At 41.8% G+C, this 12,565-nt stretch carries 13 protein-coding genes; 1 reads left to right on the top strand and 12 read right to left on the bottom strand.

What is annotated here, in order from left to right; genetic code table 11:
• Positions 1–130 precede the first annotated feature (130 nt).
• A complete protein-coding gene (gene rpsT / locus BLO53_RS04850; RefSeq protein WP_026489610.1) occupies positions 131–394 on the top strand; it encodes a 30S ribosomal protein S20 in 264 nt (87 codons plus the stop codon).
• A gap of 131 nt (positions 395–525) precedes the next feature.
• Here the strand turns inward: rpsT and BLO53_RS04845 are convergent, their stop codons facing one another.
• From BLO53_RS04845 to rsxC, 12 genes are all read right to left on the bottom strand, one after another.
• The gene (locus BLO53_RS04845) at positions 526–1,563 is read right to left on the bottom strand and encodes a putative ABC transporter permease (RefSeq protein WP_242875304.1); all 1,038 of its coding nucleotides are present in this window, start codon (positions 1,561–1,563) and stop codon (positions 526–528) included.
• 92 nt (positions 1,564–1,655) lie between these two features.
• On the bottom strand, positions 1,656–2,615 hold the full coding sequence (locus BLO53_RS04840) for a TIGR03943 family putative permease subunit (protein WP_092059367.1): 960 nt from the start codon (positions 2,613–2,615) through the stop codon (positions 1,656–1,658).
• The gene (locus BLO53_RS04835) at positions 2,612–3,820 is read right to left on the bottom strand and encodes a CobW family GTP-binding protein (protein ID WP_092059366.1); all 1,209 of its coding nucleotides are present in this window, start codon (positions 3,818–3,820) and stop codon (positions 2,612–2,614) included. Before BLO53_RS04835 ends, BLO53_RS04840 begins: the two co-directional genes overlap by 4 nt.
• 128 nt (positions 3,821–3,948) lie before the next feature.
• Positions 3,949–5,952: a hypothetical protein gene (locus BLO53_RS04830; RefSeq protein ID WP_092059365.1), complete on the bottom strand. Its 2,004-nt coding sequence runs from the start codon at positions 5,950–5,952 to the stop codon at positions 3,949–3,951.
• 277 nt (positions 5,953–6,229) lie between these two features.
• On the bottom strand, positions 6,230–6,727 hold the full coding sequence (locus BLO53_RS04825; protein WP_092059364.1) for a Gx transporter family protein: 498 nt from the start codon (positions 6,725–6,727) through the stop codon (positions 6,230–6,232).
• A gap of 94 nt (positions 6,728–6,821) precedes the next feature.
• Positions 6,822–7,205 (bottom strand): NusG domain II-containing protein, encoded by a 384-nt coding sequence (locus tag BLO53_RS04820; RefSeq protein ID WP_092059363.1) that lies wholly within the window; start codon positions 7,203–7,205, stop codon positions 6,822–6,824.
• Positions 7,206–7,359: 154 nt separating this feature from the next.
• Positions 7,360–8,157 (bottom strand): RnfABCDGE type electron transport complex subunit B, encoded by a 798-nt coding sequence (locus tag BLO53_RS04815; RefSeq protein WP_092059362.1) that lies wholly within the window; start codon positions 8,155–8,157, stop codon positions 7,360–7,362.
• A 27-nt stretch (positions 8,158–8,184) separates the two neighbouring features.
• Complete coding sequence (gene rsxA, locus BLO53_RS04810) at positions 8,185–8,769, bottom strand: electron transport complex subunit RsxA (RefSeq protein WP_026489618.1); 585 nt, start codon at positions 8,767–8,769, stop codon at positions 8,185–8,187.
• Between the two features lie 2 nt (positions 8,770–8,771).
• Positions 8,772–9,548, bottom strand: a complete 777-nt coding sequence (gene rsxE / locus BLO53_RS04805; RefSeq protein ID WP_092059361.1) for an electron transport complex subunit RsxE — start codon at positions 9,546–9,548, stop codon at positions 8,772–8,774.
• A complete protein-coding gene (locus BLO53_RS04800; RefSeq protein ID WP_092059360.1) occupies positions 9,548–10,156 on the bottom strand; it encodes an RnfABCDGE type electron transport complex subunit G in 609 nt (202 codons plus the stop codon). The genes rsxE and BLO53_RS04800 overlap by 1 nt, the downstream gene beginning before the upstream one ends.
• A complete protein-coding gene (locus tag BLO53_RS04795) occupies positions 10,153–11,103 on the bottom strand; it encodes an RnfABCDGE type electron transport complex subunit D (RefSeq protein ID WP_092059359.1) in 951 nt (316 codons plus the stop codon). Before BLO53_RS04795 ends, BLO53_RS04800 begins: the two co-directional genes overlap by 4 nt.
• Before the next feature lie 17 nt (positions 11,104–11,120).
• The gene (gene rsxC / locus BLO53_RS04790; protein WP_092059358.1) at positions 11,121–12,437 is read right to left on the bottom strand and encodes an electron transport complex subunit RsxC; all 1,317 of its coding nucleotides are present in this window, start codon (positions 12,435–12,437) and stop codon (positions 11,121–11,123) included.
• Between the last annotated feature and the right edge of the window lie 128 nt (positions 12,438–12,565).

Genomic DNA, 12,565 nt, shown 5'->3' with positions numbered 1-12,565 from the left:
AAGCAACTCTCTTGACATCATCTTGAATATAGTCTAATATATAATCCGTATGTGGCATTAACTGTCCGTGTCCGGCTTAATGCGCACACGAACATGATTTCATAAATTTTTGCGTATATCGGAGGTAATTATGGCTAATATTAAATCCGCCAAGAAGAGAATTTTAGTTAACGAGAAGAAGGCTGCTAGAAACCAGATGATCAAGTCTGCTGTTAAGACTGAGGTTAAGAAGGTTCGCGCTGCTGTTGAGGCTGGTAACAAGGAAGAGGCTGCTAAGGCACTTCTTGCTGCTACATCTGCTATCGACAAGGCTGAGTCAAAGGGCGTATTCAAGAAGAACACAGCTTCTAGAAAAGTTTCTCGTCTTGCTCAGGCTGTAAACAAGATGGCTTAACTTCTTTCAGATAATCATAAAAAAGTTTTTATACAACAATTAAAACCTCGTGTCTTCTCACCGACACGAGGTTTTATTTATTTCATTTTTTCTTATATTTTCTTTGCTTATATTTATGCTTGTCTTTTCTGCTACTCTTCTTTCAACTCACTTTCATCAGAACCCTTATCCCTCATAGAGATCTTTTCTTTTATCTCCTCAAGACTAAACTTAAACTTTTCAGAGGACATGGTTGGGTTGCCCATAATTGTGCGCTCCTTGTACCATTCAAAGAAGTTCTTAACAGGGGCAGGAGTCATCCTATCCTTGATAATACGATACTTGGCATATAATTCTGATACTTCTTCTCTCACTCCAAGCACATAATCTGAGGGGCTCGACATTATCTTTTCCCTGACTGTGCTGAAAGATTTCTCAAGAGACGATCCTAAAACATCAAGCCTGCTGCCTATGCCATTTCCAATCTCGCCAACCTTACTGCTAAGGCCAAAGCCAAGCTCATAGGCCTTATTGCCAAGATTTTCCATTCTAGAACCGATTCCGTCCTTAACCTCCTTGACATCCTCACCTCTAAAGGCAATGATGACATCAAGACGCCTCTGCATCCTGCGCATCTCTTCTCTAGCCTTATCCATGTACATAAGGACATCTCTAAGCTCAATAGCAGTCTTAAAAGCAAGCATAAAGTCGCAACTATTTATCACGGTAAGGATAATAGTTACGATGGATAAAATATTCATCGGAATAGCTAAAAGAAGCTTTTCTATGGGAAGCTGAAGAAAATGCGAAAATACAACTGTGCATACGCCCCAGAACAAAGATGATTCCAGACAGATATAGCCCTTATAATTAAACTTTTTGTGATCATAGGTCCAATATCTGACTTTAAAAAGAGTCTCCATAAGGACGCCTGTCAGGTACTCCAGTATTGTAGCTCCAATACAGCCTGCGATGTAAACAAGAAAAATATTGTCATAATAAGGCTTGGACACGATCAGCATCATAGCACCTCCGCATCCATATAAAGGCAAAAATGGCCCTCTCATAAAGCCCCTGTTGACAAATCTCTTTTCCAAAATAGAAACATACGCGGATTCCCAACACCAGCCGCAGAAACTATAAAAGAAAAACAGAAATAGCCACTGAATAATATTATAATTAAACACCATTACCCCCACACATTTATGGTTTTCGTTATAGTAAATAATCTGGCATCCTGCCAAAAAGCAAAATGCCAGATATAGATTTCAAAAAATAACTCTTACTGCTCTGGATTAGAAAAATCGATTACAGTATTAGCAGGCTCAGTTGTCTTCTCGACGGAAATAGCCTTAAGTACAGGGCCCTCTCCCTGATACTCAGCTACATACTCTTTTACAACCTTGGCTGTGACAAGAACCCATTCCTTCTCATTAAGAGACTTGGTATCCTCATATTCACAGGCAAAGCCCAAAAACTGCATATCCTGAGCGCAACAAGTCATGGCCATTCTGCCAGGAACAAATCTGTTCTCAGGGAACTCTTCTGGCTTAAGAACCATTCCTTTAAATCTAACAGTCTTGCCTTCGTATCTATCAACGTGATCAAGAGCATCAAGATAGAACATTCCATATCCATAATTGTTAAGGTCAATAGGATCTGCATTAAGATCAAATGGAAGATCCTCATCAAGAGTCACATCCACTTCTCCATTCTTGTCCTCGAAGATGATGTCAGCCTTCTGATTGATGGCCTTAACATTTCTCTTATAAGATGCAAGATCCTCAAGGCCATCACATCTGTTAAAGAGAATAAGATCAGAATTACGGATCTGCTCAGCAAGAAGTGACTTCATATTGTTGAAATACAACTCAAAGCTTGATCCGTCAATCACTGTGATCTGCTGCTCAAGATTCCACATAGCAGGAAGTCTCATGTTCTTGAAATTCCACATACCATTGTACTCAACAAGAATACGCTCTGGATTGTGCTTGGCATCAAGAGCAACAAGTGCATCAGGATTAAAATCCTCTTCCTCCTCTATGCGTTCTACTACAGTATTAGTAGCCTTAAGGAGCTTCTCCTCATAGTCATTCTCACCATCTTCACAGACTATCAAAAGAGTCTTACCCTTAGTCCTAAAGTATGGCTGAGCTATTGTATAGCGGAAGAAATCTGTCTTTCCGCTGTCTAAAAATCCATTGATAATATATACTGGTTTCAATTTGGATCTCCTAATCATAATCTTCTAAACAACTTCTCGAGATTATCTTCCTTGAGCTGTGAACCGATAACGCAGAATTTACCTGTTACATCAGCTGCACCGTCTCTAACATCTGCTTCTCCAGGAACATAGTCGAATTCAATCCACTGTCCATCTGCTGTAGGAACAACACCCTTAGTACGAAGAACGATACCAAATTTCTCTTCATCCTCAAGCTGACCAAGCATCTTCTCAATCTCATCCTTGGTGTATTTAAGAGGTGTTTCCATTCCCCAGCTTGTAAATACATCATGAGCTGCGTGATCATGGTCGTGATGGTGCTCATGCTCGTGCTCATCCTCATCATGATCGTGGTGATGATGGTGCTCATGCTCGTGCTCATCCTCATCATGATCGTGGTGGTGGTGATGCTCATGCTCGTGCTCGTCCTCGTCATGATCATGGTGATGATGGTGACAGCTGCACTCTTCATCATCGCACTCCTCATCATCGTCGTGATGATGTGCCTTATAAACTACAGAACCGTCCTCATTAACAACCTTGTGGCTGCCGTGATCATGATGATGATGGTGGTGATGTTCTTCTTCCTCCATAACCTGTCTGAGAAGTTCTGCCTCAAGGTCGTTGTTACCCTCGAAGGTATCAAGGATCTCTTTACCTGTAATCTGATCAAGAGGAGTAGTAATGATAGTTGCCTTGTCATTGTGCTGACGGATAAGCTCTACAGCATCCTCGATCTTCTTCTGATCAGCCTTGTCTGTTCTTGTAAGGATGATTGTTCCTGCATTCTCAATCTGGTTGATGAAGAACTCGCCGAAGTTCTTGATATAAACCTTGGCCTTAGAAACGTCTACAACAGTAACAGCACTGTTAAGCTCCATATCTGAGCTGCCCTCTGCAATATTCTGAATAGCTCTCATAACATCAGAAAGTTTGCCTACTCCTGAAGGCTCGATAAGAATTCTCTCTGGTGCATACTGCTCCATTACCTGCTTAAGTGATGTCTCAAAATCTCCGACAAGTGAACAGCAGATACATCCTGAATTCATCTCTGTGATCTCAATTCCAGCTTCCTTGAGGAAACCGCCATCGATACCGATCTCGCCAAACTCGTTCTCGATAAGAACAACCTTAGTTCCATTTAATGCTTCCTTTAAAAGCTTCTTGATGAGAGTTGTCTTACCAGCTCCCAAAAAGCCTGAAATAATATCTATTTTTGTCATTTTATCGCTCCATTCTGCACAATATCTGTGCTATAAACACTACAACAAACTACATTGTAAGCACAGGCAGAAAGAATGTCAAGAAGGCACTAAATACGGGCTTTTGTATGTTAAACATGGTTAACACATTACTGAGCTATATTGTCCTGCAGAGTATTATCAGCATTCGTATTACCTTCAGTACTAGTATTGGAATTCTGTTTCTTTTGTTCTTCATTCTCTTCATTCTCAGCAAAAGAGCTACCTCCTATATTTCCAGGCATATCTTCGTTACTCTGTTTTGAGGAATCGCATTCATTCATATTCCCTGATTCTTTATTTGTAGATTCTGTATTATCTGCAGCTGTATCACCTGCGGCTTTTTCGCCCTGAGCTTTATCGCCTGCATTTTTGCCGCCTGCATTTTTGCCGTCAGCATTTTCCTCTAATGAATCTAAATTTCCTGCCTGATCAGAATTCTCTTTTCCCTCAGGCTCTGCTACGCTGACATTTTCGGACCCAGATAATTCTTTTTCCAATGTAATATCTTTTTCCCCTGCACTCATGTCCATATCTGTAAGAAGCATAAGCGCATCCATAGCCTTACCAGCACCAGGCGCCTGTACAGCCATGTGAGACTGCTCTATATCAGGAAGAGACTTTAGATTTTTGTTCATACTATAATCGATGTGCGCCGCTAGGATTTGTCCGTGGAGATAACCGCAGGAGCAGCTATAACCTTCAAGAGTACTACCATTCTTGCCACATACAAGAACCTGATTTACATGTTCCTTGATTCCGGTACCATCTCTTCTGCGAGCCTGATCATAAGTACTTGCATACTCCAGATGCTCACCATCTGTACTTTCAAAGGAAGAATGACAGTTTCTGCATTCATATCTAAAAATAGCATGGCCATTTTCATCTCTTGCCCAATGTTGTACATATGTTTCCTGTTTAGTGTAGTAGCTGTAGCTAATGCTTGTTCTGTAACAGCTGGAATCATGGACATGATAGTAAGGTTTTTTATAGCAGCCGCCCATTCTATCAATAGAGACGTGATGTTCATTGCACTCAGTGCCCTTTCCATCCGTATGAAAGTGCTTGTCATAGACAACTGTTCCTGTCATCTCCTGAACAGTGATCGTAGTAGGAATGTCCATGATAGCCTTGCTGATCTCCTGAAATGTGGCATCCTCATTGATTACGATTCCCTTAGTGAGCAATGTGGATGCCAATAACTTTTTACCATCACTCACAGATTGAAAAACCTGGTCAAGCCTTCCGTTAATGCCGCCTGCCACATTGCCGACATATTCCTTTAATTCGCCTAAGCCCGAATTCATAGAGCTATTCATGGTATTTACAGAAGTATTTATTACTTCAAGCTGTTTATCCATGCTTTCACTAAGCTTTGCAATGTCCCCCTGGAAAGTCTCGATGGTCTTAGTATTCTTTTCCTCCATGCTCTTATCCATGGTCTCAAGCTCCTTTAAAAGAGCTTTATGATTCTCAGTTGAACTGTCACCAAGCTTTTTATCGCCATCAGTCATATCCTTTTGAAGTTTCTCAATAAGTTCCTTGTTCTGCTTTTTGGCCTCCTCATACTGTGTATTGATCTTGGCAAGGTCCTGGTTGACCTGAGCAAAATCTTTTTCAAGTTGCTGCTTGTTGGTTGTATCATTCTTTTCCAAAGCCTTATTCAGCTCTTCTATCTTACTTGTTGTACTCTCAATTGTTGTGTGGACTTCCTTGAGAGACCCGCCAAGTGTGGTAACCTTCTCGCTTATTGTATTAGTTGTCTTACCTGTGGCATCAATGGTTTCCTTGGAACTTGTATAGCCTGAATTTTGCGTGATGGTATTAAGGCTCTTTTGATTATTTGTAACCACCTTATCAAGCTCATTCAGATATTTATTGATCTCATTTAGCTTTTCTGTTGTTTCCTTGCTTGATTGTCTTCCGCTTTCTGCAATTTCCTCTGTAGCAGTTGTGGCAACTATCGGAGTACTGATATAGATAAGCCCTCCGCTTAGAAACAGCGCAATGATGACTGCTACAGCCACCACCTTGGTGTCATGTCTTTTGAGCTTCTTTAGAAGCACCTTGATTGAGTTACTAGACTCTTTTTTCCTAAACAATTTGAATTTCATTTTACACATTCTCCCTTTCTTCGTGCGCAGCATCGGCAGCAAAAGAGAAAAAGAGTCCTCTTATAGCAAGCTCTCTGCGCGCGTACTATAAAATTGTTGTGTGGAAAATCATCGAGAGAATTCTCGTGATTTAGTGTCAGCTGAATGCCGACGAAAAATCATTATACAGAAATAAAAAGAAAACACAAGAGAATATTTTCTATTCCCCTGTGAACAATTTGTGAAGAGCTGTATTTATGTGTCAATTCAGGCAATTAGAGTAAATAAGTGCACTTAGTCAAATCTGATCCAGCTTGCCAAGCCTTGCAGTTACAAGGCCTCCGATAATTCCTATGATAACTCCGCTAAATATACCAGAAATCCACAAAACCGGCAAATACCAGGCAATAGCCTTGGTTCCAAGAAGAACCATTGCAGTTAATATCTGGCCGATGTTATGAGTGATACCTCCAGCAGCGCTGACTCCAATTATCTTCATCCTGCCGCTTTTCTTAAGAAGGATCATGACTATTGTGCTCAGCATTCCACCTACAAATGAAAAAGCAAAACTCATGGCACTTCCAAAGAGTATTGCTACGATGATGATCCTGATCACATTTATGAGCATTGCGCTTTTAACATCAAGTATATAAAGAGTAGTGAGAACAACTATGTTGGTAAGGCCAAGTTTCATGCCAGGTATCGCCACAAAAGCCGGGATCTGGGATTCCACATAGCTTAAGATAAGCGCAAGAGCAATCAATATTCCAATTGTCGTAATCTTCTTTGTTCTCATTTATCTCCAGCCTCATAATCTCTTCTGCATGGTATTATCAGGCATTAACCCTTTCTTTTAATGTATTATTCCGGCAACTTTCATCCTATCACCATCAGCCTACCACATCATATTCGGGAGCCTTACCTCCTGCGTCTCTGATTTCCACCACAACGCGGTTTGGAAGGCAGATGATTGACTGGCCATTTTTAGATATCTTGCCCATTCCCATGCAGAGATGATCCGGGCAACTTGCATCTGACATATAAGCAAGGCCATCTTTTATTATAAGAGTGTTGTGTCCACCCTCATACCCATCTATTTCATATGTAATATCTTTATCCAGAGGAAAGCTTGCAATCTCTTTGCCATCAACGCTCACTACAACCTGACTGCCTTCATGCCTTGTAAGTAGTAGTGCCAGAGCAATTATGGCTCCGCACAAAACAAGTACGCCGATCATGATAATATCATTTTTCCCAACTAACTTTTCCTTCAAAAAAGCTTCCTCCAAAACAATCACTCACTTCATGAATTATACACTAATCTTCCCTTATTCAACAAGAAAGTAAGAAAGCATGTTGCTATATCACAAAAGAGCTTCCACCACCAATTAGTCAGGCAGCGGAAGCTCTTTTTACATTTCATATATATTATGAGATAGCTTTAATAGCTTTCTTTGGACATTTCTCTACGCAGGTACCACACTTTGTACACTTGTCCTGATCAATGCTAGCCACATTGTTTTCAACAGTAATTGCGCCAGATGGGCAGTTCTTTTCACAGATGTGACAAGCTATACAGCCAACTGAGCAATATCCGTTGACTGCCTTGCCCATATCCTGAGACTTGCAGGCAACAGCCTCGCCAGCATCATAAGGAATAAGGTCTATAAGGTGTCTTGGGCAGATATCTATGCACTTGCCGCAGGCCTTACAGGAATCCTTATCAACAACTGCAATTCCGTTTACAACGTGGATTGCATCGAACTGGCAAACAGATACGCAGCTTCCGCCGCCAAGGCATCCATAGGAGCATGTCTTAGAGCCGCCGCCAGGAGCCTGCATCTGAAGTCTACAGTCTGCAGTTCCGCTGTATTCATACTGCTGTTTGGCTTTCTCGCAGTCACCGCCGCAATGTACGAAAGCTACCATCCTTTTGGATTCAATAGCTGCAATTCCCATGATCTCGGAAATCTGGGCTGCTACAGGAGCACCACCAACAGGACACTGATTGACAGCAGCTTCTCCCTTAGCTATAGCTGCCGCACAGCCAGAACAGCCAGGAAATCCACAACCGCCACAGTTGTTACCAGGAAGAGCCTCTAAAATAGCGGCTTCCTTTTCATCTACATCTACATGCAACTTCATGTCAGCTATGCCAAGGATTATACCTATTACAATTCCGACACCAGCCACAACGCAGGTTGCAATTAGTATTCCACTAATCATAGTCTTTTCTCCTTGTAATATTCCCCTTTATTTCAACGCGCTAAATCCAGTAAACGCAATAGCCATAAGACCTGATGTCAAAAGAACCAGTGGCATTCCCTTAAATGGAGCAGGAATATCGTTGTACTCCATCTTTTCACGAAGTCCAGCCAGGATAACAATGGCAATTGTGAAACCAACGGCTGTAGCGAATCCGGTTACTACACTCTGAAGGATTGTATAACCATCATTTACATTGTTGATAGCTACACCAAGAACTGCACAGTTTGTTGTGATAAGAGGAAGGTAAACTCCCAGTGCCTGATAAAGAGATACAATGTATTTTTTCAGGATCATCTCAACGAACTGAACCAGCATGGCAATTACAAGGATAAATACGATAGTCCTAAGATAGGACAGATCCAGTGGATCAAGAATAAACTTATAAATAATACTACAAACAAGTGAAGCCAGTGTTATAACAAAGATACATGCGCCGCCCATTCCAAGTGCTGTATCTGTTTTCTTGGAAACTCCAAGGAAAGGACAAAGTCCAAGGAACTGACTCAGTACTACGTTATTAACAAGTGAAGCTGTAATCATAAGCCCTACAAGACTAAGAATTGTTTCCATGATCATTCAGCCTCCTTTCCAGCTTTTTCTGCGATGACTTTTTCTGCAACAGCCGCTTCTTCTGAGCCGCAGCATCCCTGGCCTATCTTGGTCTCTTTACCCTTCTTGGCAGCATTTATCTTGATCTTGTTCATGATGGCAATAAGAAATGCCAGAACAAAGAAAGCACCTGCCTGCTGAATAAAGATACTAATTGGCTGATAGCCTGAAAGGAATGCGCCTACAGGGCCTGGAACTACTGTTCCATCGCCAAGTATCTGCACATCAAAAGCTGTACCGCCACCGATAAATTCTCTTATAAGTCCGATAACTGTAATTGCACAGGTAAATCCAATTCCCATGCCTATACCATCAAAGAATGAAGGGATGATACCATGTTTGCTGGCATAAGCTTCCGCTCTGCCAAAGATGATACAGTTAACAACGATAAGTGGGATATAAACTCCCAGTGCCTTGTTGAGTGAAGGGACATAGGCCTTCATGAGAAGTTCAACAAGTGTAACGAATGAAGCAATTACAACGATGAAAGACGGAATTCTTACTGTTGAAGGAATCGTCTTACGAAGTGCTGCAATAACTGCATTACTAAGTGCAAGAACAAATGTGGTAGCAAGTCCCATTCCAAGGCCGTTTATGGCAGAGGAAGTAACCGCAAGGGTTGGACACATACCAATCATAAGAACTAGAGTAGGGTTTTCAGCAATGAGGCCGTTGAAAAATCTTTCAGAGGGTGAATCCTGCCTAAAGCCCAAAGCGCCTTTTTTTGATTCTGTGCTCATCACTGTCCTCCTTTCAACGCATCATTAAAATAATCTACAGCAGCATTGACGCCATTAGTTACGGCTCTTGATGTGATGGTAGCTCCTGAAATAGCCTCAATCTGTGTGTTTGAGTCCGTAAGCTGGCCATTTTTAACTACTGTAAACTGTGTTGCAGCTTTGTCCACAAACTGTGGAGTCAAAACCTTATCTGCATTCATTCCAAGTCCAGGAGTCTCAGCGATTGAAATAATGGATATTCCATTTACATTGCCGTCGTTTGTAATACCAACAGTGTACTCGATCATATCGCCGTAGCCCTTTGACTGAACCTGTATAACATAGCCAAGAGCAGCTCCGCTTCCATCAACAGCCTCTTTTACGCTCTCAATGGTCATTCCGCCGTGTTTAGTCTCAGCATCAAGAAGTGCAGCCTCGTTGATCTCTTTGTCATTAAAGGTAGAAGCCGCAGCAAAAACTGACTGATTAGCCTTGTCCTGAGCCAGCTTGTCCTGATAAGCTATAGGATCTTTTGTCACCTGATATACAAGACCTAAAAGGATACCAGCTACCAGAGTGATTGCAAAAAGAATAAGGGCGTTTTTAATCATGCTTTTTGTATCATTCATGCTCTTTTCGCCTCCTTTTTTGCAGATTTCTTGATACCGAAGGCTCTAGGAATGGTAAATTTCTCAATAAGAGGAACCAGAAGGTTTGTGATTATGATCGCATAGGAAACACCTTCTGCATTGGCTCCGAAAATTCGGAAAATACCAGTTAAAATACCAAGTATCAAGCCATAGATAAATCTTCCCTTTGGAGTTATAGGGCATGTAACATAGTCAGTTGCCATAAAGAAGGCACCAAGCATAAGTCCGCCGCCAGCAAGATGTGCGGAAATGTAAGACCAGTTAAATCCATAGCCTCCAAAAAGAGCTACAAACAGCGCAAATGTAATGATATAGGTAAATGGGATCACGTAATCAATGATTCCAACTGCAAACAGGATCATAGCACCTATAGCTATGCACAGCATTGATGTCTCACCAATGGTACCACCTGTCCTACCAATGATCATGTCCATTACGTTTACTTCTACACCGTTTTTAAGATTTGCAAGAGGTGTCGCACCTGTGTAAGTATCTGTAATGAAATTAGTCATGATAGCCGGGAAAGAAATAACAAGGAAACACCTTCCGCCAAGAGCCGGGTTCATAAAGTTCTGTCCAAGACCGCCAAAAAGCTGCTTGACCAGGATAATAGCAAATATACCGCCTAAAACCGGGATCCACCACGGTACTGTAGATGGAAGGTTAAGGCCCAGTAAAAGACCTGTTACAACCGCAGACAGATCGCCGATTGTAACTGGTTTGTGCAATGCCTTCTCATAGATAAACTCTGAAAGCACACAGGTAGCCACTGATAATAACAAAATAATTAGTGCATCCACGCCAAAGTTGTAGATACCAAAGCCAGCTGCAGGGAGCAGGGCAATAACCACCCACATCATGATATTAGATGTTGTAGTCTTGGATCTTACATGTGGATTGGATGACACTTTTCTAAGTTCACTCATTTAAGCTAATCCTCCCCTCACTTTTTCCTCTTGCCAAGCTGAATCTTTCTCATACCCTTGATCAGCTGTGTAAGCTGACGTCTTGCAGGACAGATATAGCTACAGCATCCGCACTCACAACATTCCATTCCGTACATATCGAGGAATGCCTGTTCATTATTGTGTTCTACAGCATCTGCAAGATTCTTTGGAACAAGCCTTTCAGGGCAGACCTCTACGCAACGTGCACAGTTGATGCAGGCTGAAGGCTCCATCTCTGAAACAGCATCCTTGGAAAATGCAGTAATTGCTGATGCAGTCTTGGTAGTTGGAACATCGAGATCAAAAATAGCAAAGCCCATCATAGGACCGCCTGATATGATCTTGGCAGGTTCAGTAACAAAACCGCCAGCATCCTCAATAAGTTCCTTGTAGTTAGTACCAATCCTGACTTTATAGTTTCTAGGATCTGCAATACAGTCACCGGTGATAGTTACGATTCTCTCCATGAGGGGTCGTCCCTCTTTTACCGCTCTTGCAACTGCGCAGAGTGTATCAACGTTATCAACGATACAGCCTGCATCTGCAGGAAGCATTGAAGAATTGATCTCTCTTCCGGTGCAGGCATAGATAAGCATTCTCTCAGCACCTTCAGGATACTTGGTCTTGACAGCCTTGACACTTATCTTGTCCTCATCCTTAGTCAGTTCTTTGTACTTGGCAATACAATCAGGCTTGTTATCCTCAATAGCAAGTATTCCTCTTGCATTAGGGAAAATGCTGACTGCAATCTTAAGACCTTCAAGAAGAAGCTCTGGCTCTTCTACCATACGTCTATAGTCAGAGGTCAGATATGGCTCACACTCAGAGCAATTCGCAATAACATAATCAATCTTGTCAGGCTCTTTAGGCGCAAACTTAACAGCAGTCGGGAAGCCTGCTCCACCCATACCAACAACTCCTGCTTCGCGGACAGCCGCAATCTTGTCTTCCGGAGTCATCTCCTCATAAGGTTTGAGAGGCTTAAACTCAACTTCTTCATATTTGCCGTCATTCTCGACGATGATACTGTCGCACATAGCGCCAGTAGTAAGGCGACGTTTTTCTATTGCCTTAACAGTTCCAGATACCGTTGAGAAAATATTAGCAGAAACAAATCCTCCAGCCTCCGCTATTTTCTGACCGGTAAGAACGTGATCACCAACTGCAACAATCGCTTTAGCCGGTGCTCCGATGTGCTGAGACAAAGGATAAACTAAATCCCCTTTTGGTAGCACTGATTTTATGGGCTTATCCTTAGACAATTCCTTGCCTTCATATGGATGGATACCGCCCGCGAACGTACCTCTAGCCATTTCCTACCCTTCTTTCAATTTATTATTTGAAAACTTATCTCAAAAGACCTTTTGAGAAACTGTTCCCCAACACTATAAGTATAGCTATTTTTATGCAAAAATTCTACATTTTATCGTATATTTGTAAA

The organism is Butyrivibrio sp. INlla14 (genome assembly GCF_900102515.1).
Taxonomy (GTDB): Bacteria; Bacillota; Clostridia; order Lachnospirales; family Lachnospiraceae; genus Butyrivibrio.
The sequence above is the reverse complement of the archived record's forward strand: the minus strand, read 5'-3'. Positions and strand labels throughout refer to the sequence as shown.